Annotated in this window: 25 protein-coding genes; 9 read left to right on the top strand and 16 right to left on the bottom strand. The window is 73.1% G+C overall.

What is annotated here, in order from left to right; genetic code table 11:
• The first annotated feature begins 86 nt into the window (after positions 1 to 86).
• From amrb99_RS10475 to amrb99_RS10465, 3 genes are read left to right on the top strand one after another with little or no spacing between them, the layout of a single operon-like run.
• Positions 87 to 1190, top strand: a complete 1104-nt coding sequence (locus amrb99_RS10475) for a helix-turn-helix domain-containing protein (protein WP_190855327.1) — start codon at positions 87 to 89, stop codon at positions 1188 to 1190.
• Complete coding sequence (locus amrb99_RS10470) at positions 1187 to 1789, top strand: transcriptional regulator (protein WP_190855323.1); 603 nt, start codon at positions 1187 to 1189, stop codon at positions 1787 to 1789. The genes amrb99_RS10475 and amrb99_RS10470 overlap by 4 nt, the downstream gene beginning before the upstream one ends.
• An 11-nt stretch (positions 1790 to 1800) precedes the next feature.
• Positions 1801 to 3348 carry a pyruvate, phosphate dikinase gene (locus amrb99_RS10465; RefSeq protein WP_190855321.1) on the top strand — a complete coding sequence of 516 codons (1548 nt, stop codon included), beginning with the start codon at positions 1801 to 1803 and terminating at the stop codon, positions 3346 to 3348.
• 142 nt (positions 3349 to 3490) lie between these two features.
• Here the strand turns inward: amrb99_RS10465 and amrb99_RS10460 are convergent, their stop codons facing one another.
• From amrb99_RS10460 to amrb99_RS10390, 15 genes are all read right to left on the bottom strand, one after another.
• Positions 3491 to 5374 carry an AfsR/SARP family transcriptional regulator gene (locus amrb99_RS10460; protein WP_190855319.1) on the bottom strand — a complete coding sequence of 628 codons (1884 nt, stop codon included), beginning with the start codon at positions 5372 to 5374 and terminating at the stop codon, positions 3491 to 3493.
• 594 nt (positions 5375 to 5968) lie between these two features.
• Entirely contained in the window at positions 5969 to 6742 is a 774-nt protein-coding gene (locus tag amrb99_RS10455; protein ID WP_190855316.1) for an alpha/beta fold hydrolase, read from the bottom strand.
• Between the two features lie 6 nt (positions 6743 to 6748).
• Positions 6749 to 8095 (bottom strand): acetyl-CoA carboxylase biotin carboxylase subunit, encoded by a 1347-nt coding sequence (accC, locus tag amrb99_RS10450; protein WP_190855314.1) that lies wholly within the window; start codon positions 8093 to 8095, stop codon positions 6749 to 6751.
• Positions 8096 to 8105: 10 nt separating this feature from the next.
• Entirely contained in the window at positions 8106 to 8603 is a 498-nt protein-coding gene (locus amrb99_RS50895) for a biotin/lipoyl-containing protein (protein WP_190855312.1), read from the bottom strand.
• Complete coding sequence (gene accD, locus amrb99_RS10440; RefSeq protein WP_190855310.1) at positions 8590 to 10347, bottom strand: acetyl-CoA carboxylase, carboxyltransferase subunit beta; 1758 nt, start codon at positions 10345 to 10347, stop codon at positions 8590 to 8592. The genes amrb99_RS50895 and accD overlap by 14 nt, the downstream gene beginning before the upstream one ends.
• The gene (locus amrb99_RS10435; protein ID WP_190855307.1) at positions 10344 to 10694 is read right to left on the bottom strand and encodes an antibiotic biosynthesis monooxygenase family protein; all 351 of its coding nucleotides are present in this window, start codon (positions 10692 to 10694) and stop codon (positions 10344 to 10346) included. The genes accD and amrb99_RS10435 overlap by 4 nt, the downstream gene beginning before the upstream one ends.
• Before the next feature lie 25 nt (positions 10695 to 10719).
• Positions 10720 to 11946 carry a ketosynthase chain-length factor gene (locus amrb99_RS10430; RefSeq protein ID WP_190855305.1) on the bottom strand — a complete coding sequence of 409 codons (1227 nt, stop codon included), beginning with the start codon at positions 11944 to 11946 and terminating at the stop codon, positions 10720 to 10722.
• Positions 11943 to 13202 (bottom strand): beta-ketoacyl-[acyl-carrier-protein] synthase family protein, encoded by a 1260-nt coding sequence (locus tag amrb99_RS10425; RefSeq protein WP_190855302.1) that lies wholly within the window; start codon positions 13200 to 13202, stop codon positions 11943 to 11945. Before amrb99_RS10425 ends, amrb99_RS10430 begins: the two co-directional genes overlap by 4 nt.
• 5 nt (positions 13203 to 13207) lie before the next feature.
• Positions 13208 to 13627 (bottom strand): cupin domain-containing protein, encoded by a 420-nt coding sequence (locus amrb99_RS10420; RefSeq protein WP_190855300.1) that lies wholly within the window; start codon positions 13625 to 13627, stop codon positions 13208 to 13210.
• Positions 13628 to 13641: 14 nt separating this feature from the next.
• A complete protein-coding gene (locus amrb99_RS10415) occupies positions 13642 to 13971 on the bottom strand; it encodes a TcmI family type II polyketide cyclase (protein WP_190855298.1) in 330 nt (109 codons plus the stop codon).
• A gap of 1 nt (position 13972) precedes the next feature.
• Positions 13973 to 15490: an amino acid adenylation domain-containing protein gene (locus tag amrb99_RS10410; RefSeq protein ID WP_190855296.1), complete on the bottom strand. Its 1518-nt coding sequence runs from the start codon at positions 15488 to 15490 to the stop codon at positions 13973 to 13975.
• Between the two features lie 61 nt (positions 15491 to 15551).
• Positions 15552 to 16025 carry an SRPBCC family protein gene (locus amrb99_RS10405; protein ID WP_190855294.1) on the bottom strand — a complete coding sequence of 158 codons (474 nt, stop codon included), beginning with the start codon at positions 16023 to 16025 and terminating at the stop codon, positions 15552 to 15554.
• Entirely contained in the window at positions 16025 to 16270 is a 246-nt protein-coding gene (locus amrb99_RS10400) for an acyl carrier protein (protein WP_190855292.1), read from the bottom strand. Before amrb99_RS10400 ends, amrb99_RS10405 begins: the two co-directional genes overlap by 1 nt.
• Positions 16271 to 16293: 23 nt before the next feature.
• Positions 16294 to 17340, bottom strand: a complete 1047-nt coding sequence (locus amrb99_RS10395) for a methyltransferase (protein ID WP_190855290.1) — start codon at positions 17338 to 17340, stop codon at positions 16294 to 16296.
• Complete coding sequence (locus tag amrb99_RS10390) at positions 17340 to 17612, bottom strand: acyl carrier protein (RefSeq protein ID WP_190855288.1); 273 nt, start codon at positions 17610 to 17612, stop codon at positions 17340 to 17342. The genes amrb99_RS10395 and amrb99_RS10390 overlap by 1 nt, the downstream gene beginning before the upstream one ends.
• A 343-nt stretch (positions 17613 to 17955) precedes the next feature.
• On the opposite strand from amrb99_RS10390, the gene amrb99_RS10385 reads away from it, so the two are divergent.
• The 5 genes from amrb99_RS10385 (at position 17956) to amrb99_RS10365 (ending at position 22254) form a co-directional block, all read left to right on the top strand.
• Positions 17956 to 19602: an FAD-dependent monooxygenase gene (locus tag amrb99_RS10385; RefSeq protein WP_190855286.1), complete on the top strand. Its 1647-nt coding sequence runs from the start codon at positions 17956 to 17958 to the stop codon at positions 19600 to 19602.
• A 53-nt stretch (positions 19603 to 19655) separates the two neighbouring features.
• Positions 19656 to 19994, top strand: coding sequence for an antibiotic biosynthesis monooxygenase (locus amrb99_RS10380; RefSeq protein ID WP_190855284.1), 339 nt, complete (start codon positions 19656 to 19658; stop codon positions 19992 to 19994).
• 40 nt (positions 19995 to 20034) lie between these two features.
• Entirely contained in the window at positions 20035 to 20358 is a 324-nt protein-coding gene (locus tag amrb99_RS10375; protein WP_190855282.1) for an antibiotic biosynthesis monooxygenase, read from the top strand.
• A gap of 18 nt (positions 20359 to 20376) precedes the next feature.
• Entirely contained in the window at positions 20377 to 21303 is a 927-nt protein-coding gene (locus amrb99_RS10370) for an NADP-dependent oxidoreductase (protein ID WP_190855280.1), read from the top strand.
• A gap of 111 nt (positions 21304 to 21414) precedes the next feature.
• Positions 21415 to 22254 (top strand): LLM class flavin-dependent oxidoreductase, encoded by an 840-nt coding sequence (locus amrb99_RS10365; RefSeq protein WP_190855277.1) that lies wholly within the window; start codon positions 21415 to 21417, stop codon positions 22252 to 22254.
• Positions 22255 to 22332: 78 nt separating this feature from the next.
• On the opposite strand, the gene amrb99_RS10360 is transcribed toward amrb99_RS10365, so the two are convergent.
• Positions 22333 to 23583, bottom strand: a complete 1251-nt coding sequence (locus tag amrb99_RS10360; protein ID WP_190855276.1) for an NAD(P)/FAD-dependent oxidoreductase — start codon at positions 23581 to 23583, stop codon at positions 22333 to 22335.
• A 199-nt stretch (positions 23584 to 23782) separates the two neighbouring features.
• Between amrb99_RS10360 and amrb99_RS10355 the strand changes: the two genes are divergently transcribed.
• Complete coding sequence (locus amrb99_RS10355) at positions 23783 to 25189, top strand: FAD-binding oxidoreductase (protein ID WP_190855274.1); 1407 nt, start codon at positions 23783 to 23785, stop codon at positions 25187 to 25189.
• Positions 25190 to 25192 lie beyond the last annotated feature (3 nt).

The raw sequence follows: 25192 nt of genomic DNA, 5'->3' as shown, positions 1-25192 counted from the left end.
CGAGACCCTTGAGGCGCATCCAGATGTTCTTATCATCCGGATGTTCGGAGTATCCTGAGCGCCGTCGAGGAACGCGAGGAGGGCCGATGGTCCGGCTGACCCGGGCGCAGCAGCAGGCTCGGACGCGAGCCGCGGTGCTCGCGGCGGCGGTGGAGGAGTTCACCGAGCACGGCTTCGCCGATGCCAAGGTCGACCGCATCGCCGCCCGCGCCGAACTGACGCGCGGCGCCGTGTACTCGAACTTCCCGAGCAAGCGGTCCTTGTACCTGGCGGTGCTGCTCGACTCCGTACAGCGGGACGAGCCCGCCGCCGCCGGCGCGTTCGAGGCCGCCGGCGCGGCGGACGGGGCGGAGGCCTTCGCCCGCGTCTGGCTTGAGCGGCTGCCGCTGGCCGGAGACGCGCCGGACGCCAGCAAGCTGAAGTCGCGTTCGCTGACCGGGGTGTTCGCCGATGAGCCGGGCCGCACGGCGATGGCCCAGCTCGCGAGCTTGGAAGCCCTGCTGCTGGCACTCGCCTTGGAATCGTGCGCGGGGCCGGGGACGGGACGGCGCGTGCGGGCGGCGGAGCTGATCATGACCCTGCTGCACGGGGCGGGCCATCTCGCGGAAACGGCGCCCGGTTTCGGCGACCCGTTCGAGGTGGCCCGCGCCTGCCGGAGTCTCGCCGATCTCGAAGCGGACGACGCCTGGGACCCGCCCCATCTGCCGTACGTCGCCGCGCCGCGCCTGTGCGACGACACATGGACGCCGCCCGGGGAGCTGACGGATGCGATCACGGACCGTCCCGCCGGCTTCGGTGAGGACGGGATCGTCGTGGTCCTCGGGACGGGCCGTCTCCGTGCGGCGGAGGAGGGGGTTCGCGCGCCCCATCGGGGTGAGGCGGTCACCGTGGCGCTGGTGACGGACGACCCCGCCGAGATCGGGGCGCTCGTCCGGCTGCGGATCGCCGACCTCGCCGTGTGCCTGCGTCGGGCGTTCGGCCCGGCGGCCGGTCCGCCGATGCGCCTCGTCCTCGATGAGCGGGCGTTGCTCGCGGCCGCCGTCGGCGCCGGCACGGCCGAGGACACCGAGGTCGCGGTGCGCGTACGGGACGGGAAGGTCGTCGCTCGGGCCGAGGGCAGGGGCGCCGCTTACGCCGCGGCGACCGCCTCCGCCCCGGCCGAGCGGCCGAGCGGGGCGAACGGGCGATGACCGGGTCGATCGTGCTGCACGCGCTCCGGTGCATCGGCCACGCCGCGCTGCCCCGCGTGGCCGACGCGGCCGGGCTCCCCGAAGCGGACGCGGAGTCCCACCTGATCGACCTCGCCGTGGCCGGCTGGGTGACGCGGTCGCCCGGGGAGTGCGGCGCCTGGGGCCTCACCGAGGCCGGCCGCGCCGAGGACGCCCGGCGGACCGTCCGCGAGCTCGACGCCGCCGGTACCCGGGACGCGCTGACGGCGGCCTACCGGAGGTTCATGGTGCTGAACCCGGAGCTGCTGGAACTCTGCTCCGCATGGCAGCTGCGCACCGTCGACGGCGCGATGGCGCCGAACGACCACTCCGACCCGGTGTACGACGCCCGCGTCCTGAAGCGCTTCGCCGACCTGGACGGACGCGCCGGAGCCGTCGCCGCTGACCTGTCCGCGGCGCTGCCCCGGTTCGGGCGGTACCGGGTGCGGCTCACCGCCGCGCTCGACCGGGCCCGGTCCGGTGCTCTGGAGCATCTGACGGACAGCACCACCTCGTACCACACCGTGTGGTTCCAGCTCCACGAGGACCTGCTCGCCACCCTCGGCCTCCCGCGCCGGTGAACCGCGTTCCGATGCGCTGGATCCATCCCCTCGCCCCCGGTGCGCGTGAGTCGGCGGACGTTCTCGGCGGCAAGGGCCACGGGCTCGTCGTCCTGCGACGCCTCGGCCTGCCCGTGCCGGCGGGGTTCGTCATCGGCACCCGCGCCTGCCGAGCCTTCCTCCGGGACGGGCGCCTTCCGGAGGGTTTCGACGCCGACCTGTCCGCCGCCGTCCGCCGGCTGGAGGCCGCGACCGGAAGGCGCTTCGGCGCGGGCCCGCGCCCGCTCGCGGTGTCGGTCCGGTCGGGCGCCGCCGTGTCGATGCCCGGCATGATGAGCACCGTCCTCGACCTCGGTCTCACCACCGAGGCGACCGCCGCGCTGGCCGCCGAGACCGGCGACCCGGCCTTCGCGGACGAGACGCGCCGCCGGTTCCTCATGAGCTTCGCGACCGCGACGAACGGGACCCCGGACCTCGCGGACGCGGCGGCCGCGTCGGCGCCGTCCGCCGCCATGACCGTCCCCGACGACGCCATGAGCCTGCTGCGGGCGGCGGTGAGGGCCGTCTTCTCGTCCTGGAACAACCCGCGCGCGGTCACGTACCGCGAACTGCACGGCGTCCCCCACGACCTCGGCACGGCCGTGATCGTGCAGGCCATGGTGTTCGGCAACCGGGACGGGCGCAGCGGTACCGGCGTCGCCTTCAGCCGCGACCCGAACACGGGCGGCAGGACGCCGTTCGGCGACGTCCTGTTCGGCGGGCAGGGCGAGGACGTCGTCTCCGGGCGCTCCAGCACCCGGCCGTTGTCCGAGCTCGCCGACCGGGAGCCGGCGGTATGGGAGCGCCTCGTGGCGGCCCTGCACCGCGTCGAACGGCACTACCGCGACGCCTGCCACGTCGAGTTCACCTTCGAGACCGGCGACCTGTGGTTCCTGCAGGTACGGCCCGGCGGCCTCGCGGGCCGCGCCGCGGTCCGGGTCGCCGTCGAGCTCGCCGACGAACGGCTCATCGACCGGCGCACGGCCCTGCGGCGGATCTCACCGCGGCATCTCCGCGGCGCCCGCACCCCGCGGATACGGACCGGCCTCGGGATCGACCTCCTCACGCGCGGCCGAGGAGCATGCCCCGGCGTCGCGACGGGACGCGTCGCGGTCACCGCCGACCGGGCCGTCCGGATGGCCGCCGAGGGGCCGGTGATCCTGGTGCGTCCCGTCACCTCACCGCTCGACATGCACGGCCTGGCCGCCGCTTCCGGGGTGGTCACGAGCCGCGGCGGGCCGGCGAGCCACGCCGCCGTCGTCGCGCGGGCCATGGGCAAGGCCGCGGTCGTCGACGCGGCCGGCCTCACCGTCGATGCCGAGGCGGGGTGCGCGCGGGTCGGCGAACGCGTCGTCCCCGAAGGGACGCTGATCACCATCGACGGCACCGGCGGGGAGGTCGCGGCCGGTGACCCGGGCGTCGGCGCCGCGCTCGTCGACGAGCACCTGCACCGGCTGCTCGACTGGGCCGACGAGGTCTCCGGCGATCGATCGGCGCGCCCGGACGAGGAACGCCTCGGTGTGGCGCACGCACGGCTGTGAAACGACCTGTCGGATGGTTCGGCCGCGTTCGCGACGGCGACGGGCCTGGAAGAGGCGGGTGGAGGGGAGCGTGGGGAGCGGCGGTAGGCAGTCCGTGTGCCTGACGGTGCGGTCGGGTTCTGGGGACGCGCCGGGTCCGGCGTCAGTGGCTCGGGCCGGGCCTCATCAGCGCGAGCTGCGGGGGCGGGGCGAGGGGGACCGTAGGCTCGTCCCAGTCGTCGTCGACGGTTCCGTCGCCGGCCTCCACGGCCGCCTCGGTGTGCTCGCCGAGCTCGGCCGTGAACCGCTCAAGGGCGAAGGCGCGGATCATGGAGAGGAGCACGTACCGGGTCTCCCCCGCGCCGTCGGCCTCGACGAGCAGGAGCCGGGCGTCGACGAGGGTGGACAGCATCCGCTCCAGCTCGAAGGAGTCGATCTGGAAGCGCCGGGCCATCTCCTCGACGCCGAAGCGGGCGGGCGCGTGCCGGCCGAGCAGGAGGAGGACCGTCCGCGCGGAGTCGTCGAGCTCGAGGTAGCTCTGCTCCAGCCGCGTCCACATGTCGAACGTGCCCGAGCACAGCTCCTCGATGCGCCGGCGGCCGTACTCCAGGCTCGCCACCCAGCGGTCGAGCGAGGGCGACGCCGGACGGGCGAGCCGGGCGCCGACCGCGCGCACGGCCAGCGGCAGGTTCTCGCAGTAGTCGACGATGGACCGGGCGGCCTGGCGCTCGGGACCGCTCCACCGGCGGCCGACGATCATCCCGAGCAGTTCGATCGCGTCGTCCTCCGCGAGCGGATTGATCTCGAACGTGCGCAGCCCGGAAATCCCGTAGAGCGGTGACCTGTTCGTCATGATCACCGCGCAGTGCGGGCTTCCCGGCAGCAGCGGCCGCACCTGTTCCTCGCTCATCGCGTCGTCGAGGACGATGAGCACCCGGCGGTCCGCGCACCAGCTGCAGAACAATTGACTGCGGCTTTCCAGCGCGGCCGGTATCTGGCTGTGCGCGAAACCGATCGCGTGCAGATGGTCGGCGAGCACATCGGACGGATCGACCGCCGCCCCGTTGCGGCGGAGCGCGGCGAAGAACTGACCGTCCGGAAAGCGCTGCCGCACCCGGTGGGCGAGCCGGACCGCCAATGCGGACTTGCCCACCCCGGCCATTCCGGTGATCGAGACCATCGGCGGAGCCTGCTTTCTGCCGTTCTGCAGGAAGGTCTGCTCCAGCCGGCCGAGCACGAAATCGCGGCCGATGAAATCGGGAATGTCGGCGGGGATCTGGGCGGGCACGGCGACCACCGTGGGCGCGGTGAGCACGTCCTCGGCGGCCCGCACCGCGGGCAGGTCCAGCGACGGGTCCGCGGCGAGCAGCGCGCGGTGCAGCCGCTGGACCGGCGGCGACGGCTCGATGCCGAGCTCGTCCACCAGGGAGCGGCGCAGCCGGCCGAAGACCGCCAGCGCCTCGTGCCGGCGGCCGGACCGGTGCAGCGCCAGCATCAGCTTGGAGTGCAGGCCCTCGTGCAGGGGCTGGTTGATGATCAGGGACTTCAGCTCGCGGATCGCGTCCAGGCTGCGTCCGAGCTGCAGGTACGCGTCGATGCGCAGCTCGGTGACCTGGATCTTGGTCTCCTCGAGGTGCGCGGCGTACGACTCCAGGAACGGTCCCTTCTGGACGTCCGCGAGCGCCTGGGACCGCCACAGCGACAGGGCGCTCTCCAGCGAGTTGGCGGCCCGCGTGTAGTCGCCCTCCGCGAACGCCTTCTGGCCGGCCTGAAAGCAGCGCTCGAAGACCGGGACGTCGATGCACTCGGGGGCCACCTGGAGCTGGTAGCCCGACGGCTCGGTGAGCAGCGCGATGCCCTGCTCGTGCCCGGACTCGCCGATGCCGAGCAGCTTGCGGAGCTGGTAGATGTAGGTCTGCATGGTGGCCACGACCGTGACCGGCGGGTCCCCCAGCCATATCTCGTCGATGAACTGGCTGGTGGGAACGACCTGGTCGTGCAGTATGAGCAACATCGCCATGATGGTGCGCAGCTTGGGCGGGAGCATGATCCGCTCCTCACCGCCCGTAGAGACGTCAAGACCGCCCAACAGTCGAAACTGCATGGAATCATCATCCCCAGTTGCACTCGCCGCCCCGGTGTCCGCCACCTACGGAGACCGTCCGGCACCACAAAGAAACATCCGACCAACACAGGCGGAAACTAATTCAACTTTCTAGTAAATGCGCCGGCCGCCGTCTTTGGACCCCCTTCATCGCATGCCGGTCGATACGTTTACAACGCATACAACCTAGCAGTGTTCGGGTGATTTAAATCTATGTCCACGCCGGGCTTGATTCAAGGGATCCGTTGGCCGTATCCGGCCACCGCGACCGCCGGTCCGGCGGAAACGGCGAGGCCATCGGATATAACGTCCGCTGACGAGGCGATGAACCCCCGATACCGGCGGCCGGTACAAGTGACCGCGAATGCGAATGATCATTCTCGCGGCAAATGAATGACGGAATGCAGAGTGCACATCACGGAGGGTTGCACCGGGCGCCCAAATTACCCGGCCGCAGGGCGCCCTTATTTTCCGGCGGCGCGGGTGACGCGGTGCTCACCTTCGCGCCTCTTGACACGCCGCGCGACCGGGAGCGGGTCACGGGCCGGCCGGCGTCCTCGCCGGGGCGGGCCCGGCCGGCAGGAGCCCGGCGATCTCGGCCGGGGCGTCCAGGTGGAAGAAGTGGCCGGCGTCGATGACGGTGAGCGCGAACCCGACCGAGGTGAGGTCGCGCCAGGCGGCCATCGCCTCGGGCGGGGCGATCGGGTCGCGCGCGCCCGCGACGGCGGCGATGGGCACCGGGAGCTCCCGCGGCATCTCCTCCGCCGGCGGCAGCCGGTACCCGGACAGCCAGCCGACGTCGGCGCGCAGCACGCGCACCAGCCGGTCCCGCAGGCGCGGATGCCGCCGCACGGCCTCCGGCGTGCCGCCCAGCGCGATGATCTCCTCCAGCAGTTCCTCGTCCCGCAGGCTCCGCCAGCGGCCGATCCACGCGCTCTCGACGTGCGGCGGGTGGCTCGCGCCGACCACGAGCCGCTCGGGCAGCGGCTCGCCCAGCCGCATCAGCTCGCGGACCGCCTCCTGGGCGAGCACGCCGCCCATGCTGTGGCCGTAGATCGCGTAGGGCAGGCCCCCGGCGCGGGCGGCCAGCGCCCGCGCCAGGTCGGCGGGGTCGAAGTCCGGCGCCTCGGCGGCCCGCGTCTCCCGTCCCGGGAGCTGGACGGGCTGCACGTGGACGGACGCGGGCAGCATCGCGCTCCAGGGCTTGTAGCCGACACCGCCGCCGCCCGCGTGCGGCACGCAGAACAGGACGAGGTCGGCCTCCGCCGGTGCGGGCCCGCCGAGGAACCAGACGTCGTTCGTCGTCGCCATCGCCGGTCACCCCCGCAGATGCCGGTCGACGAAATCGGTGTGGGTCCCGCCCGCGCGGAACACCGGATGCTCCAGGACCCGCCGGTGGAACGGCACGGTGGTGCGCAGCCCCGGGCCCTCCACCTTCAGCTCGTCCAGCGCCGTGCGCATCCGCCGCAGGCACGCGGGCCGGTCCCGGTCCCAGACGATCAGCTTGGCGATCATCGAGTCGTAGTAGGGCGGGATCGTGGCGCCGGGCACGCAGTGCGAGTCGATCCGCACCCCGGGGCCGCCGGGTGCGCGGAACTCGGCGAGCCTCCCGGGGGTCGGCGCGAAGCCGCGGTCGGGATCCTCGGCGTTGACCCGCACCTCGATCGCGTGCCCGGTCAGCCGCACGTCGGCCTGGTCGAAGGCCAGCGGCTCCCCGGCGGCGATCCTGATCTGCTCGGTGACCAGGTCCACGCCGCTGATCATCTCGGTGACGGGGTGCTCGACCTGGATGCGCGCGTTCATCTCCATGAACCAGTACCGGCCGTCGTCGTCGAGGAGGAACTCCACGGTCCCCGCGCCCCGGTAGCCGAGGGCCTTGGCGCCCCGCAGCGCCGCCTCCCCCATCTCGGCCCGCAGGTCGTCGTCCAGGGCCGGCGACGGCCCCTCCTCGACGAGCTTCTGGTGGCGCCGCTGCACCGAGCAGTCGCGCTCGCCCAGGTGGACGATCCGGCCATGCGCGTCGCCGAGCACCTGGAACTCGATGTGCCGGGCGACCGGCAGGTAGCGCTCCAGGTAGACGCGGCTGTCCCCGAAGACCGCCTGCGCCCCGCTCCGCGTCCTGGCGTACGTCTCGCGCAGCTCGGCGCGCGACGCCGCCATCGAGATGCCCCGGCCGCCGCCGCCCGCGACCGCCTTGAGCACCACCGGGTAGCCGACGCGGTCCGCCACCTCCAGCGCGGCGTCGAGGGAGGCCACCGGCTCGGTCGTGCCGGGCAGCGGCAGCCCCGCCTCCCCCATGAGCCGGCGCGCGATCGCCTTGTCCCCCGCCGACTCCATGACCTCCGGCGGCGGGCCGATGAAGGTGATGCCGTTCTGCGCGCAGATCTCGGCGAAGTACGGGTCCTCGGAGAGGAACCCGTAGCCGGGGTGGACGGCGTCCGCGCCCGTCCTGAGCGCGGCGCCGATCACGTTGGGGATGTCGAGGTAGCTCCGGCGCGGCGCCGGCGGGCCCACGCACACGGCCTCGTCGGCGAGCGCCACGTGCAGCGAGTCCGCGTCGGCGGTCGAGTAGGCGGCGACGGTGGACAGGCCGAGCCCGCGGCAGGCCCGGATGATCCGGACCGCGATCTCGCCGCGGTTGGCGATGAGCACCCTGCTGAACACGGCGTCCTCCTCAGCCCTCCGGCACCAGGTCGAACAGGGGCTGGTCGTACTCGACCATGTCGCCGTCGGCGACGTGGACCTTGGCGATCCGGCCCCGGACGGCCGCGGTGACCGCGTTGAACAGCTTCATCGCCTCGATCAGCGCGACCTGCTGGCCCTCCTCGACGACGTCGCCGACCTCGACGAACGGCGGCTCGTCCGGGGACGGCCGCCCGTAGAAGGTGCCGACCAGCGGGGCGCGGACGGCCTCGCCGGCCGTGCCGTCCGCCGCCTCGGCCTCGGCGGGCGCGCCTGCCGGGACCGCCGGGGCCGCCGCGGCGGGGACCGCGGCGGCGGGCGTCCCGCCCTCGGGCGTGTGGAAGCTGAGGTCGACCGAGAGCTCGCCCGCCCGGACGGTCACCCGCTGGACGCGTCCGGGGAGCCCGTCGACGATCTCCCTCACGGTGCTGCTCAGCGTGCGGATCCGGTCGATGTCCCCGGCGCCCGCGCCGGTGTCAACGCCGTCCATGGTCCCGGTCCTCAATGGTCGTGATCCCGGCCGGGTCCCCGAACCGGGCGTACCGCCGGTAGCGCGCCTCGACGAGCGCGCCGGGGCCTTCCCGCGCGGACAGCGCGTCCAACTCGTCGAGCCCCTCCAGCAGCGCGGCCTTGATCCGGTCGGCGGTCGCCAGGTGCTCGGCGTGCGCGCCCTCGCCCGGCTCGCGGATCACGCCTTCCACCACGCCGAGGCGCAGCAGGTCGGGCGGGGTGAGGCGGAGCTGCTCGGCCGCGCGGGGCGCCGCTTCCGCGCTGCCGAAGAGGATCGTCGAGCATCCCTCCGGGCTGATGACCGAGAAGTACGCGCTGTCGAGGATCAGCACCCGGTTGGCGACGGCCAGCGCCAGGGCGCCGCCGCTGCCGCCCTCCCCGGTGACGACGGAGACGACGGGCACCGGAAGGTCCGACATGCGCTCCAGGCAGCGGGCGATCGAGAACGCCTGCCCGTTGCTCTCCGCCTCGATCCCGGGGTAGGCGCCCGGGGTGTCGACGAACGTGACGAGCGGGAACCCGAACCTGGCCGCGTACTGCATGAGCCGGTACGCCTTCTGGTAGCCCCACGGGTGCGGCATCCCGAAGTTGCGCCGGACCATCTCCGCGACGTCGTGGCCCTTCTGGTGCCCGATGACCACGACCGTGCGGCCGTCGAGGTCGGCAAGCCCGCCGACCACGGCCGGGTCGTCGCCGCGGGCGCGGTCGCCGTGCAGCTCGACGAAGTCGCCGAACATGTAGGCGCAGTAGTCCAGCGTGGTCGGCCGCTCGACGGAACGCGCCCGCGCCACCACGTCGGCGGCGGGCCGCTCCGCCAGCTCGGCGGGGTCGGTGACCGTGGCGGCGGGCGGACGCCCGTCGTCCTGCGGCGCCCGCCTCCGCGGCCGGGGGGCGTGCAGGCGCAGCACGCGGCCGAGCATCGCGCGCAGTCCCTCGCGCGGCACGACCATGTCGATCTGGCCGTTGTCGAGCAGGTACTCCGCCGTCTGGAACCCCTGCGGCAGCTCCTGGCGGATCGTCTGCCGGATCACCTGCGGCCCGGCGAACCCGATCCGCGCGCCCGGCTCGGCGATGATCACGTCGCCGAGCATCGAGAACGACGCGGTGGCGCCGCCGAAGGTGGGGTTGAGGTTGAGGTTGACGACCAGGATCCCGGCCGCGTGCAGCCGGTTCAGCTCCTGGCTGGTCTTCGCCATCTGCATGAGCGAGATGGCGCCCTCCTGCATGCGGGCCCCGCCCGACGCGGAGATGATCACGAGCGGGACGCGGTCGTGCAGCGCGGTCCGGGCCGCCCGCGCGACGAGCTCGCCGACCGCGGCGCCGATGCTGCCGCCCAGGAAGGCGAAGTCCAGCGCCGCGACGACGACCGGCCGGCCCTCGACCCTCGCGTGCCCGCAGACGGCGGCGGCCGGGTTGCCGGTCCGGCTGCGGTTCTCGGCCAGCCGCTGGGGATACGGCTTGGTGTCGGTGAAGCCGAGCAGGTCCGTGGAGCGGACCGTCTCACCGAAACGGCGCAGGCTGCCGGGGTCCAGGAGCAGCTCGAGCCGCTCCCAGACGGTCAGCCTCCCGTGGTGCCCGCAGTCGGGGCACACCTTCAGGTTGCGGTCGAACTTGCGGCCGTAGACCAGCGCGCCGCAGCCGTCGCAGCGCAGCCACGCGTCCTCGGCCGCCGGTTCCGTCCGGGCCGGGCCGGGCCGCGGCCGCCCGCCGTTGGTGACCGTCATCGCCCGCCTCCCGCGACCGGCGCGCCGGCCGCGCCGCCGTGCGCGAACGCGACCGAGCAGAACACCGAGTCGATCTCGGCGAGCGCGCGGCAGCGCCTGAAGTGGTCCTGCACGCTCGGGTGGGTCTGCATCGCCTCGAACTCCTCGCGGCTGCGCCACTGCGCGTAGTTGACGACCCGGGTGCCGTCCTCGCTCAGGTGCACGTTGGCCGACACGAAGCCGGGGAATCGCCTGATGACGCCGGTGACGTCGACGATCTCGTCGTACATGCGGCGCTGGTCCTCCGGCCGCACGGTGAACATGTTGACCAGGGTGTAGTAGCCGTCCGCGACCGAGATCCGTCCCATCAGAGGGCCTCCGTTCCGTGGCGGGTCATTGCGGGACCCCGCGCACCACCAGCGCGGAGTTGAAGCCGCCGAGCCCGCGGGCGATGACGAGGACGGTGCGGACCGGCAGGTCGCGGGACCGCTCCAGGACCACGTCGAGCCCGTACTCGGCGGGGATGTCGCCGATGTTGGCCGCGGCCGGCACCACGCCGTCGCGGATCATCAGCAGGGCGGCGACGACGTCCAGCGGGCCGCCGCCGGAGTACAGCCGCCCGGTCATCGTCTTGGGCACGGCGACGGGCACGCCGCGCGGCCCGAACACCTCGCAGAGCGCCGCCGCCTCGGCGCGGTCCATCGCCGGCACGCCCATCGCGTCGGGCACGACCACGTCGACCTGGTCGGCGCGCACGCCGGCGTCGTCGAGCGCCCCGGCGATGGCCTTGGTGAGCACGGGCGGCCGGTCGGACCCCGGCGGCGGGTCGAAGGAGGCGGCGTACCCGGCGATCTCGCCGTAGACGTGCGGCGCGCCCCGCTCGCGGGCCGCGTCCTCGGTCTCCATGACGAGGATCGCGCCGCCCTCGCCGGGGACGTATCCGGAGGCGTCCCGGTCGAACGGCAGGTAGGCGCGGTCCGGGTCGGGCACCTCGCTCAGCAGGCCGTTGGGCAGCTGGGCCGTGACGCCCCAGGGGCACAGGGGCGCCTCCACCCCTCCGGTGACGGCGAGGCGGAGCGTCCCGTCGCGCAGCTTGCGGCGCGCGGCGGCGAGCGCGTCCAGGCCCCCGGCCTGCTCGGTCACGACGACGGAGCCGTGGCCGCGCGCGCCGTGCCGGATCGAGAGCTGGCCGGTGTTCACCGCGTAGAACCAGGCGAACGACTGGTACGCGCTGACCCGGTGCGGTCCCTGGCTCCACAGCTTCTGCAGCTCGCGCTGCCCGAACTCGAACCCGCCGCAGCCGTTCGCCGTGACCACGCCGACGTCGTAGCGGCCCGCCGCGGACGGGTCCGCGGCGGCGTCCTCCAGCGCCCAGGACGCCCCGGCGAGGGCGAACCGGGTGGTGCGGTCGGTCTGCGGGATCAGCCGGCCGGGCACGACGCCGGCCGGCTCGAACCCCGCGATCTCCCCGGCCACCTTGAGCGGGTACGGCGACAGGTCGAGCCGCTCGGGCACGGCGACGCCGCCGTGCCCGGCCAGGGTCGCCCGCCAGTAGTCGGCGACGCCGAGGCCGTTCGGCGCGAGCACCCCGGCCCCGGTCACCACGATCCGGCCGCTCATGCCGCCTCCGGCCTGCGCAGCACCGCCGCGCTCTGGAAGCCGCCGAACCCGCTGCCGACCGTGAGCGCCGCGCCGACCGGGTACTCGCGGGCGACGAGCGGGATGTAGTCCAGGTCGCAGTCGGGGTCGGGCTCGCGGAGGTTGGCGGTCGGCGGGACCACGCCGTGCTCGATCGCCAGCGCGCAGGCCGCGATCTCGATCGAGCCGACCGAGCCGAGCGAGTGCCCGATCATCGACTTGATCGAGCTGATCGGGGTGCGGTAGGCGGCGGCGCCGAGGGCGTCCTTGAACGCCGCCGTCTCGTGCAGGTCGTTCTGCCGGGTGCCCGATCCGTGGGCGCTGATGTAGTCGAAGCCGTCGGCGTTGATCCGCGACTGGTCCATCGCGGACCGGATCGCCTCGGCCATCTCCTTTCCGTCGGCCTTCAGGCCGGTCATGTGGTAGGCGTTGCAGCGGGTGGCGAACCCCGACAGCTCGGCGTAGACGTGCGCGCCGCGCCGGCGGGCGTGCTCGTACTCCTCCAGCACGAAGATCGCCGCCCCCTCGCCCAGCGCGAAGCCGTTGCGGGTGCGGTCGAACGGCCGGCAGGAGCCCTCGGGGTCGTGGTTGTCGGGCGAGGTCGCCCGCAGCGCGTCGAAGCACGCGTAGGTGATCGGGGACAGCGGCGCGTCGGTCGCGCCGGTGATCATGATGTCGGCGGCGCCCTCGCGGACCAGCTCCAGCGCGTGGCCGACGGCGTCCAGGCCCGACGTGCACCCGGTCGAGACGACGGTGACCGGCCCCTCGGCGCCCGCCGCCCAGGCGACCTCGCGGGCCAGCGACGTCGGGACGAAGAAGTCGTAGAGGTTGTCGGCGGCCAGGGTGTGGTCGGTGAGCCAGTCGCGGCCGTTGGAGCTGGTCTTGGCGTACTGGCTCTCCAGCCCCATCGTGCAGCCGACGGCCGTGCCGACGCTCACCCCGATCCGGCCGGGGTCGGCGCCGTCCAGCGGCAGCCCGCCGTCGGTGAGGGCCTCGGCCAGCGACACCAGCGCGAACTGGACCATCCTGTCCAGGCCCGCGGCCTGGTCGGGGCGCAGCCCCGCGGCCACGGGGTCGAAGTCCACCTCCCCGGCGATCTGGGACCGGTACCCCTCGGGGTCGAAGAGGGTCACGCGCCGGGTCGCCGGCCGCCCCGAGGTGATCTGCTCCCAGAACGGCTTGGTCCCGACCCCGCCGGGCGCGACGACCCCGATGCCGGTGATGACGGCTCTGCGCATCGTGGTCACCTCGTCCGCAGGGACGGCGGGGGCGCGTCCGGGTAGGGAACGGGTTCGACCTCCACGTGGCCCTGCTCGGGCGTCGGGGCGAGCGGCGCCATCTGGAACACCAGCAGCGCCGGCGACGCCGAGACGTTCTCGATGCGGTGCGACCGCGTCTTCGGGACCATCGCGGCCTCGTGGGTGCCGAGGAGCAGCTCGTCCTCGTCGATCCGGAGCAGCACGCGGCCCTCGGCGACGAAGATGAACTCCTCGGAGTACGGGTGGTAGTGCGCGGCGACGAAGTCGCCGCGGTCGAGCGACATGGTGCCGAGGAAGCCCGCGGTCGCCCCGACCGACGTGGGGCTGAGCAGCGGGCGGATGCCGCCGCCGAGCCGCCGGCTGGGGCTGACGTCCTCCATCGACACCTTGGTCAGACCGGACATGGAAGGCCTTTCCGTCATGCTTGCCAGCGGTAGAACTGCTCGGCTCGGGTGTCTTTCAGGGTCCGGAACTCCGGCAGGTACGGCTCGAGATGGGCGGCCAGGCGGTCGCGCGTGTCGACGAACGCCGGATCGGTGCGGGCCGCGAAGATCCGCTCGGTGAGGTCGCCGGGCAGGTCGTCGCGCGCCTCCACCAGGTGGACGTAGAGGCCGTGGAAGCGGTAGAGCGTCCGGTTCACGACGCCGATCCGCTCTGGCAGCCCGGTGCGGTCGTGCTCGGTCCAGATCTTGGCGACGGCCGGCGCGTCCTCGGGCCGCATCCGGTCGATGAACAGCACTCGCTGCATCTCAGTGCTCCCTCTCTTCGGCGATGGAGTCGGCGATGGTGCGGCGGTCGACCTTGCCGTTGTCGTTCAGCGGCAGCGTCTCCCAGTGCGTGAGCGAGCGCGGCATCATGTGCGGCGGCAGCCGCCGCGCGAGCGCCGCCTTCAGCTCCTCGTGGCCGAGGCGTTCGCCGGTGTGGACGGCGTGCAGCGCCATCGCGCCGTCGCCCTGCGAGACCGCCACGACGATGGCGTCCTGGACGCCGGGCTGGTCGCGCAGCACCGACTCGATCTCGCCGAGCTCGACCCGGTAGCCCTGCACCTTGACCTGGTGGTCGGTGCGGCCGAGATGGACCAGGCCGCCGGCCTCGCGCCGGACGAGGTCGCCCGTCCGGTACCAGAGCTCGGGCCCCGGCGGGCCGGGACCGTCCCACGCGGTGGCGCGTCCGGCCTCGAAGGCGACGAAGCGCCCGGCGTTGTCGGCGGGGTCCAGGTAGCCGGCGAAGCGCTGCGGGCCGCGCACGCACAGCTCGCCGGCGGGCGCCGGGACCCCGTCCTCGCCGATCACCAGGACGTCGTGGCCGGGATAGGGGTCGCCGATGGGCACGGTGCCGTTGAGCGGCGTGAGGCCCTCGGTGTAGCGGTGCTGCGTGCAGCTCAGCGTCAGCTCGGTCGGCCCGTACAGGTTCTCCAGGACGCCGTTCGGGGCGGCGTCCCGCCAGGCCCGCGCCTGCGACACGGTGAGCTGCTCACCGCAGAACAGGCTCCATCGCAGGTCCGGCATCGAGGCCGGGGTGAGGCGACCGAGCCGGCGCGCCACCGAGATGAGCGACGGCACCGAGAACCAGTGGGTGATCCCCCGCCCGGTGACGAAGCGGGCCGGGTTCATCAGCTCGCCGCGGCGCGGGACGACGACGGCCGCGCCGGACGCCCAGGAGGCGAACAGGTCGAAGACGGAGAGGTCGAAGGTGAGGTCGAAGGTCTGCGACACCCGGGAGCCGGGGCCGAGCCCGTAGCGCGGGACGACGTGGTCCAGGTAGGCCGACAGGTTGTCGTGGCCGACCGGCACCCCTTTGGGGACCCCGGTCGATCCCGAGGTGAACAGGATGTAGGCGGTGTCCCCGGCCGGTCCGGGCGGGGCCGGCCGCTCGCCCGCGAGCTCGTCCGGGAACGACGGGCCCAGCCCGATGACGGGCACGGCGGCCGCGAACCCGGGGTCCTGCGAGACCACCGCCTCGACCCGTCCGGCCGCGATGACGCGCTCGTTGCGCTCCGCCGGGAAGGACGGGTTGAGCGGGACGGTCACCGCGCCGAGCCGCTGGATCGCCAGGTAGCCCGCGTACGCGGCGAGCGTGCGCGAGGCGTGCAGGCCGACGGCGCGGGGCGCGCCGCCGCACCGCGCGGCGATCCGGCCGGCGACGCGGGCCGCCAGCTCGTCGAGCTCGCGGTAGGTGAGGCGGTCGCCGGCCAGTTCGAGGGCGACGGCGTCCGGGTGCCGGGCGGCCGAGTCGGCGAACCGGGAGTGCAGGGTCCGTTGTGGCATGGCTGTCTCCTCGAGACGGCCCGCTGGCGCGCCGTGCGGGCGCGCGGGCGGGCCGTCCGGTTCACTTGCGGCCGATCTCGGCCCCGCCGAGCGCGATCCGCTCGATCTTCTCCTTGATCACCGCCTGCTGGATCGCGGTGTTGTCGTTGAGGCGCTTGGTGATCTCCTCGTCGGTGAACGGCGCCGTGGGCTTGGCCTCGAACTCCTGCCGCCACCGCATGAGGGTCCCCTCGCCCTCGGTGCGGAAGTCCCAGTAGATGCGCATGTACTCGAAGGGCCCGGTCTCGACCCGGTGCGCCCGCGACGACTTCGTCGCGTCGTCCCAGGTGCGCTCGCTGACCCAGCTCCACACCGTCCCGTCGGGGTCGGGGACCATGGTGAGGCGGAACCGCACCGTGGTGCCCTCCTCGTGCAGCACCTCGATCGAGGCGTACTCGGTGAACAGGCTCGGCCAGCGGCGGACGTCGTTCATGGTCCGCCAGACCAGCTCGATCGGCGCGTCGATGTGGATGGAGTTGTCGATCGAGTTGGCCATCAGTTCTCACTCCCCGGAGCGGCGTTGATGTGGGCGTGGATCTCGGCGATGGTCATCGCCTGCGACTCGTCGGGCAGGCTGATCCCGTAGTCGTCCTGCAGGACCTTCTCCAGCTCGATGACGCCGATCGAGTCGATGCCGAGCTCGGCGAGGGACAGGGCGTCGTCGATCTGGTCGGGCTCCAGGCCGATGTGCGTGGTGAGGATGTCGTGCAGCCGTTCGCGCGGCACCGCGGGCGCGGGCATGGGGTACCTCCTGGGTTCGGTGATCACACCGGACGGCACTCGAGGAGCGTCCAGTGGTAGACGGGCTCGGAGATCAGCTCGAAGCCGGCCCCGGCGAACAGCGCGTTCCAGTCGTCGAGGGTGCGCTCCCGGCCGCCGTGCAGGACGAGCATGTCCAGGTCGAGGAACTTGCCGTGGTCCCAGGCGTTGCCCGGCTCCAGCACCGAGTCCACGACCAGCAGCCGGGCGTCCCGGTCGCCGATCGCCGACCGGACGCGGCGCAGGACCAGCCCGGCGTCCTCGTCGTTCAGGTCGTGCAGGACGGCCTTGATGAAGTAGCAGTCGCAGTCGCCGGGGACGTCCGCGGTCCGCAGGTCGCCGGCGACCACCTCGGCGCGGTCGCCCACCTGGTGCTCGGCGAGCAGCTTGGCGGCCTTCTCCGCCATCCAGGGCAGCTCGATCAGGTGGCCGGTGGTCTCGGGGAACGCCTTCAGCACATGGGCGAGGAAGAAGCCGTCGCCGCCGCCGAGGTCGGCGATCCGGCGGAACCGCGCCAGGTCCCACTGGGCGAGCTCCTGCTCGACGAACTGCCGGCTCCAGTGCGACATGAAGCCGTCGTAGTAGGCGTCGATCTCGGGGTTCCGCTGCAGGTACTCGACGAACGGGACGCCGAACGCCTTCTCGAAGGCCGGCTCGCCCGTCCGGACGCTGTGCCGCAGCTCGGCGTAGGCGCGCTGCGTGAGGTCCATGCGGTTGTACTTGGCGAGGGCGAGGACCGCGCGGGGGTTGCCGGAGCGCAGCCCGTCGGCGAGCGGGGTCAGCTCGAAGGTGCCCTTCGTCTCCGTCTCGGCGAACAGGCCGACCGACGCGGCGGTCCGCAGGATCCGGTAGAGCGAGGGGGCGTGGGTGCCGGTCTGCTCGGCCAGGGTCTCGACGGGCAGCGGGCCGTCCGCGAGCCGGTCGGCGATCTCGAACTCGATGAGCAGCTCGACCAGCTGCGACAGCCGGCCCGAGCAGGCCAGCAGGATCAGGTGCTGGGCGTGGAGGTCGTCCGGGACGGGGTTGGCCGGAGTGGCCGGTGTAGCGGGCATCACGCGCTCCTTCGCTTCACGTCGCCGTCGATGGCCTGGTTGATCAGGGCGAGGAGCTTGCGCAGGGTCCGGGCCGATCCGACCGCCTCGTCGGACAGGTCGACGCCGAAGCGGTGCTTGATCTCGCTGACGACCTCGAGCAGGGCCACCGAGTCGTAGCCGAGGTATTCGAAGAGCACGTCGATGACATCGCCGTCGAGCACGCCCTGCTCGGCCTCGCCGGCCTGGGCGCGGGTGATGTCGATCAACTCTTCCAGGGTCATCTGGCTCATCTGCAAGTCCTACTGTCCGCTGGATGTGCACTGCCCGATGCCAATTACCGGGCGACATCGATTCCCCATACTCGGCACGCGCATTTCTTTTCACAAGGCCGCCGGACGGCAATGTCCGGATCAGGACAGAGGAAAGCGATTCTAGCGTTTCACCAGGGTTTTATCAGACCCTGGAACGATCAGCGCCGGCCCGCCAATAACTGCGCCACATGCCGCCTGACGTGGCCTTTCACAGATCCCTCAGTGAGAATCTAGAGCGATTGGTCAGCATCTGCCGCAGAGTGATTTACCACATGAGGCTGGTCGCTCATCAATGCGGCCCACGACCGAATGAGGACGCACCGTGCCCGATGTCGAGGTTCCCGTACTGATCATTGGAGGCGGGCTGACCGGCCTTGCCGCCGCCCTTTTCCTCCGGCAGAACGGCGTCGACTGCCTGCTGGTGGAACGCAACACGACGACCTCCCAGCTGCTGCGCTCCACCCACGTCAGCCCGCGGACGATGGAGCTGTTCCGCACCGTGGGCGTCCAGCAGGCCGTCTGGGACACCGCCGAGAAGGTCGTGCGCGGCGAGTACTGGTCGCGCACCGACCTGCCGCCGCACCACCTGCCGCGCGCCATCCTGCGCGCCGACTCCCTGGCCCACGTCGTGAACGGGGACGTCATCGTCATGGAGCAGGGCGTCAACCGGTTCGACGACGTCGGCCCCGTCGAGCCCGTCTGGTGCGGGCAGGACCGGGTGGAGCCGATCATGCTCCGCGAGGCCGTCGCGCGCGGCGCGCGGGCCGAGTTCAACACCGAGATGCTCTGGTTCGAGCAGGACGCCGACGGCGTCACCGCGGCGGTCCGCGACCGCGCCACCGGCGCCGAGCGGACCGTGCGCGCCCGGTACATGATCGCCGCGGACGGCGCCGGCGGCCGGATCCGGACCGCGCTCGGCATCGGGCGGTCGGGCGAGGGCACCGTCGGCCACGTGCTGAACGTGCTGTTCAAGGCCGACCTGGACGCGATCCTCGGCGGCCGGCGGTTCCTCATCCTCTACCTGACCAACCGCACCGCGCCCGGCATGCTGTTCAAGCTGGACGACGAGCGGTGGATCTTCGGCCTGTTCTGCGGGCCGGAGGACATCGAGGAGGGCAGGATCCCCCACGCCGAGTGCGCGGAGCTGATCCGCACCGCGACCGGCGTGCCCGACCTGTCCATCGACGTGCACATGACCATGGGCTGGTGGATGGCGCACGAGGTCGTCGACCGGTACCGCTCCGGGCGGGTCTTCCTCGCGGGCGACGCCTGCCACGTGATGCCGCCGACCGGCGGGTTCGGCGCCAACGCGGGCGTCCAGGACGCCAACAACATCGCGTGGAAGCTGGCCGCGGTCATCAACGGCTGGGCCGGCGAGGCGCTCCTGGACACCTACGAGGCCGAGCGCCGGCCCGTCGGGAAGGAGACGGCCGACCAGGCGTGGATGCGCCACATCCAGTGGAGCGCCCCGAAGGAGGCCGCCAAGTACGACCAGCGCGACCAGACCACCATCACCATGGGCTACCGCTACGCGTCGGACGCCGTCGCCGGGGAGGCGTTCACCGAGGCGCTCCCGGAGGAGCTGAACATCGACGGCCGCCCCGGCATGCGCGTGCCGCACGTCTGGCTGGAGCGCGACGGCGAGCGGGTGTCCTCGGTCGACCTGGCCGGCGACGCCTACGCGCTGCTGGCCGGACCCGAGGGTGCGGCCTGGACGCGCGCCGCCCGGCGGGAGGCCGAGCGTTCGGGCATGCCGCTGCGGGCGTACACCGTCGGCCCCGCCATGGACCTCGACGACCCCGGCGGCGCGTTCCCGGAGGCGGCGGGGATCGGCCCCTCGGGCGCGGTGCTCGTCCGGCCCGACGGGTTCGTCGCCTGGCGCGCCGAGGAGGCGGCCGAGGACGCCGGGACAACCTTGGCGAAGGTCCTGGACGCCGTCACCGGCCGCGCCGCCGCCGTGACCTCCTGATCCCCCGACCGCCCGTTCCCGAGCCCGCCAGCCACCGATGCGGAGGACCGGCCATGGTGCGCATCTCGACCGACGACGACTACTACACGACCATCACCGTCTTCACCACGACGCCGGAGAACCAGCGCCGGCTCTTCGAGGTGATCAAGGAGGGCGAGGAGCGGCTCCGCGGCTTCCCCGGCCTGGTGTCGGCCGGCCTCCACCTCAGCCACGACGGCACGCGCCTCATCGGCTACGCGCAGTGGGAGAAGAAGGAGGCCTTCGACGCGATGCGCGCCCTGCCCGACCGGCAGGAGCACTTCCGCGAGGTCCACGGCCTGGTCAGCGACGTGCAGCTCATCGCCTGCCGGGTCGCCTACACCCACGATGAGATCGCCCCCACCACGAGGTAACGGCCCGCACCGCGGGCACGACTGAAAGGACGCCATCCCGATGGCACGCATTCCGGCCGACAAGGCGCACTTCACGATGGTCAACATCTTCGACACCGACCCCGAGCACCAGGAGAGGCTGTTCGAGGTGATGTCCAAGGGCGCCGACGTCATGGGCGCGCACAAGGGCAACGTCGGGGTCGCCATGCACCTGAGCCACGACGGCAAGCGCCTGATCACCATCACCGAGTGGGAGAGCAAGGAGGCCTTCGAGGACATGCGCGCCCGCTCCGACCTCCAGTCCTACTTCAAGGAGGTCAGCGGGATCATCACCTCGGTGGACCCGAACCCCTGCCGGCTCGCCTACCTCCACGACCAGGCCTGAGGCGGAGAGGACGCGACGATGCGAGCAGTGGCGATGACCTCGTTCGGCGGCCCCGAGGTGCTGTCGGTGGTCGAGATCCCCACGCCGGAGCCGGAGGCGGGCCAGGTCCGCGTCCGGGTCGCGGCGGCCACGGTCAACAACTTCGACCTGGTGGCGCGCGCCGGCCGGCTCGGCGGGATGCTCCCCGCGGGGCCGCGGTACGTCCTCGGCTGGGACGTGGCGGGCGAGATCGACGCGGTCGCTCCCGACGTCACCGGCTTCGCCCCCGGCGACGCCGTCATCGGGATGTCGGACTGGCTCGACACCAAGGCCGGCACCTACGCCGAGTACGTCGTGCTGAACGCCGCGTCGGTGACGCGGGCGCCGGCGGGGGCCACCCCGCTGCAGGCCGCGACCATCCCGGTCAACGGCCTCACGGCGCTGCGGATCCTGGAGCTGCTCGACCCCGCGCCCGGCGCGACGATCGCCGTCACCGGCGCGGGCGGCGCCGTCGGCGGCTACACCGCCGAGCTGGCGGCGGGCCGGGGCCACCGGGTCCTGGCGGTCGCGTCGGCGCAGGACGAGGCGTTCCTCACCGGGCTCGGCGCGACGTTCGTGCCGCGCTCCGACGACCCGGTGGCGGCGCTGCGGGCGCACGCGCCGGACGGTGTGGACGCGCTGGTCGACGCCGCGACCATCGGTCCCGAGATGATCGCCGCGGTCCGCGACGGCGGCGCGTACGCCGGGCTGACCCCGCCGAAGACGCCCGAGCCCGAGCGGGGCATCAGCGTGCACCGCGTCCACGTGACCGCCGACGGCGCGCGGCTCGCCGAGCTGGTGTCGCTGGCCGAGCAGGGCCGGTTCACCCTCCGGGTGGCGCAGGACTTCCCGTTCGAGCAGGCGCCCCAGGCGCACGCGATGCTCGCCAAGGGCGGCGTGCGCGGGCGCGTCCTGCTCACCCCCTGACGGTCCCGAATCGCGCCCCGCCGAGGAGCGCCCGCGGTGTCGGCCCACACCCGCGGGCGCTCCGTCCACGTGCCCGGCGAACAGTACGTCCGACCCCCGAAAGGAGCCGACATGCAGATCGGCATCGGCCTGCCCGCCAACATCCCCGGCGCCGGCCCCGAGCAGATCCTGGAATGGGCGCGCCGCGCCGAGGACCGCGGGTACTCCTGCCTGTCCGCCATCGACCGGATCGTCTTCGACAACTACGAGCCGCTGGTGGCGCTGGCCGCGGCGGCCGCGGTCACCCGCCGCATCCGGCTCGCCACCAGTGTGATCATCGCGCCCTGCCGGCTGAACGCGGCGCTGCTGGCCAAGCAGGCGGCCTCGGTCAACAAGCTGTCCGGCGGGCGGCTGGTGCTGGGCATGGCCCCGGGCGGCCGTGACGACGACTACGTCGCCTCGAACGCCTCCTACGCCGAGCGCGGGAAGGAGTTCGACCGCATGCTGGCGGAGATGACCGCGGTCTGGGCGGGCGGGGGCGGGATCGGCCCGTCCTGCCGGGCCCCCGAGATCATCATCGGCGGGTTCGCCCCCCGGTCGTTCCGCCGCGTCGCGCGCTTCGGCGACGGCTGGATCGCCGGGGCGGACGGCGCGGACTCGTTCGCCGGCGGCGCCGAGCAGGCGCGGCGGGCCTGGAAGGCGGCGGGCCGCGACGGCGCCCCGTTCCTGCAGGCGCTGGCGTACTTCTCGGTCGGCGAGGACGCCGACCGGCACGCGCGCGAGTACCTCCGCAGCTACTACTCGTTCTCCGAGTGGGTGGCGGACCGCGTCGCCGACGCGACGCTCAAGGACGCCGAGACCATCCGCCGCACCGTGAAGGAGTACGCGGAGGTCGGCACCGACGAGCTGATCCTGCTGCCGGTCGATCCGGACCCGTCCCAGGTGGACCTCTTGGCCGACATCATCATGTGACGCGGCGTGTGAGGCCCGGCGCACGGCGAGAGGGGCGGTCCGATTCCTCGGACCGCCCCTCTCGCCGTGCTCGGCCGGTCAGGTGGCGGCCGGCACCGGGCCGCCCGGCTCCGGGTCGAAGATGGGCTGCAGCGAGTTGAGCCCGGAGATCAGGGTCACGAAGTCCTTGCGCGGGAAGAACAGCTTCCCCGGGTCGATGAGCGCCTGCGCGTACTGGTGGTACGCCTCCTGGTCGAGCCCGGCGTCGTAGAAGAAGCGGACGAACGACACGATGTTCTCCAGGAAGTCGCGGTAGGAGGCCTCGTACCGCTCGAACACGTCCGTCTCGCGCGAGGGGTCCTTCAGGACGACGTCGATGCCCTTGGCCGCCGCGGCTGCGGCCAGCATCGCCAGCGTCACGCCGGTCGAGAACAGCGGGTCCACGAACGCCGCGGCGTCGCCGACCAGCACCCAGCCGGGGCCGCTCAGCCGGCCGCAGGCGTACGACCAGTCGCGGGCGTTGCGGTGCCCGCTGGTCTGGACGGCGTTCGCGAGCATCTCCTTCAGGTGGGTGGACTCGGCGATCTTGGTCTGGAACAGCTCCGGCAGCCCCTGCCCGGCGGCGGTCGCCTCGGCCGCCGAGGTCACGTAGCCGACGCTGTGGGTGCCGTCGTAGATCGGGATGTACCAGAACCATCCGCCGGGGACGTGCTCGATGAAGATGTTGCCGCTCTCGTCGCCGGTCAGCGGCTCGCCGCCCTGGAAGTAGGCCCAGACCGCCACGTTGCGCAGGTCCTCGGTCCACTCGACGGTGGTCAGGTGCCGGCCGAGCAGCCGCGCCTGGCCGGACGCGTCGACCACCATCGTCGCCCGCGCCTCGGTCTCCTCGCCGCCGCGCAGCCTGTAGCGGACGCCGACGACCCGGCCGTCCTCGACGATCGGGCCCTTGACCGCGGCCTCCTCGCGGACGTGCGCGCCGAGTTCCCGGGCCCGCCCGAGCACCAGCGCGTCGAAGTCGGCGCGGCGGACGTTGTAGGCGTGCGGGAATTCCGGCTTGCCCTCGGTGAATTTGAAGCCCCATCGGCCGTCCCGCCCCCACACGAGGCTCCCGCCGAACTTCTTGACGAATCCGAGCGCGTCGAGCCGCTCCCGGAGGCCGAGTTCGTCGAGAACGCCGACGCATCCGGTGATGAGCGACTCCCCGATGTGGTAACGCGGGAACTGCTCGCGCTCCAGCACGAGCACCCGGTGCCCGCGCAGGGCCAGCAGGCCGGCGGTCGACGCGCCCGCGGGGCCGCCGCCGATCACGATGACGTCGTACTCGGACTTCACGCTTCCCTGATCTGACATCGCCCTTCTTCCCTCATCCTGTGGACCGTGCCCGAAGGGCAGGCCGAACGGCTGTCCCGTTCACTTTCGCGAGCCGGCCTGAAGGAGCACTCAGGAAATGGTGGGGGTACGCGCGCGGCGCGTCTTCAGCCCCTCTTCAGCCAATCTCTACCGGTCTTATGAACACTCGAGAAAACCAACGACGGGAGGGAGGCAGCCAATGAGAAAGGTCCTGGACGACACGCTCGGCCGCCATTTTGACGGCATCCTGGTCCGGCCGGGCGACCCCGGGTTCGACGCGGCGCGCTCGGTGTGGAACGTCGACATCGACCGGCGGCCCGCCCTCATCGCGCGGCCGGCCGCGCCGGAGGCGGTGGCCGTGGCGATCGCGCACGCCCGGCACCGCGGGCTGCCGGTCGCGATCCGCGGCGGCGGGCACGGCCTGGCGGGCCACGGCACCGCCGACGGCGCCCTGGTCCTCGACCTGTCCGGGCTGGACGGGCTCGAGGTCGACGCGCGGTCCCGGACGGTGACCGCGGGCGGCGGGCTGCGCTGGGGACCGCTCGACGCGGCCGCGCAGGAGCACGGGCTGGCGGTGACCGGCGCCGACGCGCCCCAGGTCGGCGTCGCCGGCACGGCGCTCGGCGGCGGCTTCGGCTGGCTGCACCGGCTGTACGGGCTGACCTGCGACAACCTGATCGAGGCCGAGGTGGTCACGGCGGACGGCGCGACGCACCGGGTCGACGGGAGCAGCGAGCCGGAGCTGTTCTGGGCGCTGCGCGGCGGCGGGGGGAACTTCGGTGCGGTGACGCGGACGCGGTTCGCGCTGCATCCCCTGCGCGAGCTCACCGGCGGGGTGCTCGTCCATCCGATCGAGCGCGGGGCGCGGGTGCTGCGCCGCTACCAGGAGGTCGCCGACGCGGCGCCCGGGCGGCTCGCGGTCCGGCTGACGCTGATGGCCGCGCCGCCCGCGCCCTTCGTCCCCGAGCCGGTGCGCGGCCGTCCCATCGTGATGGTCGGCGTCGCCGCGTTCGCCCCGCCGGACGAGGCGGAGCGGATGCTGCGGCCGCTGCGCGAGTTCGGGCCGCCGGTCGCCGACGCCGTCCGGCCGATGTCCTACCTCCAGCTGCAGCAGCCGCCGAACCGCTTCCCCGAAAGGCAGCGCGCCCACGGCGCGAGCCACTTCCTGGGCCGGCTCGACGACGCCGCCATCGACGGGCTGCTGGCCGCCGCCGCGGACGCCCCCGGACGCCTCGCCATGCTGCAGATCCAGCAGCTCGGCGGCGCCATCGCCGAGACGCCGCCCGAGGCCACCCCGTTCGGCTTCCGCGACGCGTCCCACCTCGTTGCGGTCAACGCCCTGGCCGAGCGCGAAGACGCGGCCGCCGGCCTCGCCGCCTGGAGCGCGAAGGCGTCGGCGGCGATCCGCCCGCACGCGACCGGCGGCCCCTACGTCAACTTCGTCTCCGCGGACGAGCCCCCGTCGTACGTGCCGGGCGCGTTCGCCCCGGACGCCTACGCGCGGCTCACCGCGGTCAAGAAGGCGTACGACCCGGACAACCTGTTCCGCTTCAACGCCAACATCGCCCCCTCGGCGACCCCGTCCGCGCCGCGACCCCAGGAGTAGAAC

The organism is Actinomadura sp. RB99 (genome assembly GCF_014706005.1).
In the GTDB taxonomy this organism is placed as follows: domain Bacteria; phylum Actinomycetota; class Actinomycetes; order Streptosporangiales; family Streptosporangiaceae; genus Spirillospora.
This window is presented reverse-complemented; position numbering and strand designations above follow the sequence as displayed.

What these genes read in the sequence shown, in the direction of transcription:
- amrb99_RS10400 (WP_190855292.1), bottom strand. Translation starts at nt 16,270, where the DNA reads ATGCCCGCGCCCGCGGTGCCGCGCGAACGGCTGCACGACATCCTCACC.
- amrb99_RS10370 (WP_190855280.1), top strand. Translation starts at nt 20,377, where the DNA reads ATGCGAGCAGTGGCGATGACCTCGTTCGGCGGCCCCGAGGTGCTGTCG.
- amrb99_RS10390 (WP_190855288.1), bottom strand. Translation starts at nt 17,612, where the DNA reads ATGAGCCAGATGACCCTGGAAGAGTTGATCGACATCACCCGCGCCCAG.
- amrb99_RS50895 (WP_190855312.1), bottom strand. Translation starts at nt 8,603, where the DNA reads ATGGACGGCGTTGACACCGGCGCGGGCGCCGGGGACATCGACCGGATC.
- amrb99_RS10410 (WP_190855296.1), bottom strand. Translation starts at nt 15,490, where the DNA reads ATGCCACAACGGACCCTGCACTCCCGGTTCGCCGACTCGGCCGCCCGG.
- amrb99_RS10425 (WP_190855302.1), bottom strand. Translation starts at nt 13,202, where the DNA reads ATGCGCAGAGCCGTCATCACCGGCATCGGGGTCGTCGCGCCCGGCGGG.
- amrb99_RS10470 (WP_190855323.1), top strand. Translation starts at nt 1,187, where the DNA reads ATGACCGGGTCGATCGTGCTGCACGCGCTCCGGTGCATCGGCCACGCC.
- amrb99_RS10365 (WP_190855277.1), top strand. Translation starts at nt 21,415, where the DNA reads ATGCAGATCGGCATCGGCCTGCCCGCCAACATCCCCGGCGCCGGCCCC.
- amrb99_RS10455 (WP_190855316.1), bottom strand. Translation starts at nt 6,742, where the DNA reads ATGGCGACGACGAACGACGTCTGGTTCCTCGGCGGGCCCGCACCGGCG.
- amrb99_RS10360 (WP_190855276.1), bottom strand. Translation starts at nt 23,583, where the DNA reads ATGTCAGATCAGGGAAGCGTGAAGTCCGAGTACGACGTCATCGTGATC.
- amrb99_RS10395 (WP_190855290.1), bottom strand. Translation starts at nt 17,340, where the DNA reads ATGCCCGCTACACCGGCCACTCCGGCCAACCCCGTCCCGGACGACCTC.
- amrb99_RS10375 (WP_190855282.1), top strand. Translation starts at nt 20,035, where the DNA reads ATGGCACGCATTCCGGCCGACAAGGCGCACTTCACGATGGTCAACATC.
- amrb99_RS10465 (WP_190855321.1), top strand. Translation starts at nt 1,801, where the DNA reads ATGCGCTGGATCCATCCCCTCGCCCCCGGTGCGCGTGAGTCGGCGGAC.
- amrb99_RS10415 (WP_190855298.1), bottom strand. Translation starts at nt 13,971, where the DNA reads ATGCAGCGAGTGCTGTTCATCGACCGGATGCGGCCCGAGGACGCGCCG.
- amrb99_RS10430 (WP_190855305.1), bottom strand. Translation starts at nt 11,946, where the DNA reads ATGAGCGGCCGGATCGTGGTGACCGGGGCCGGGGTGCTCGCGCCGAAC.
- amrb99_RS10420 (WP_190855300.1), bottom strand. Translation starts at nt 13,627, where the DNA reads ATGTCCGGTCTGACCAAGGTGTCGATGGAGGACGTCAGCCCCAGCCGG.
- amrb99_RS10355 (WP_190855274.1), top strand. Translation starts at nt 23,783, where the DNA reads ATGAGAAAGGTCCTGGACGACACGCTCGGCCGCCATTTTGACGGCATC.
- amrb99_RS10460 (WP_190855319.1), bottom strand. Translation starts at nt 5,374, where the DNA reads ATGCTCCCGCCCAAGCTGCGCACCATCATGGCGATGTTGCTCATACTG.
- amrb99_RS10405 (WP_190855294.1), bottom strand. Translation starts at nt 16,025, where the DNA reads ATGGCCAACTCGATCGACAACTCCATCCACATCGACGCGCCGATCGAG.
- amrb99_RS10435 (WP_190855307.1), bottom strand. Translation starts at nt 10,694, where the DNA reads ATGGGACGGATCTCGGTCGCGGACGGCTACTACACCCTGGTCAACATG.
- amrb99_RS10475 (WP_190855327.1), top strand. Translation starts at nt 87, where the DNA reads ATGGTCCGGCTGACCCGGGCGCAGCAGCAGGCTCGGACGCGAGCCGCG.
- accD (WP_190855310.1), bottom strand. Translation starts at nt 10,347, where the DNA reads ATGACGGTCACCAACGGCGGGCGGCCGCGGCCCGGCCCGGCCCGGACG.
- amrb99_RS10380 (WP_190855284.1), top strand. Translation starts at nt 19,656, where the DNA reads ATGGTGCGCATCTCGACCGACGACGACTACTACACGACCATCACCGTC.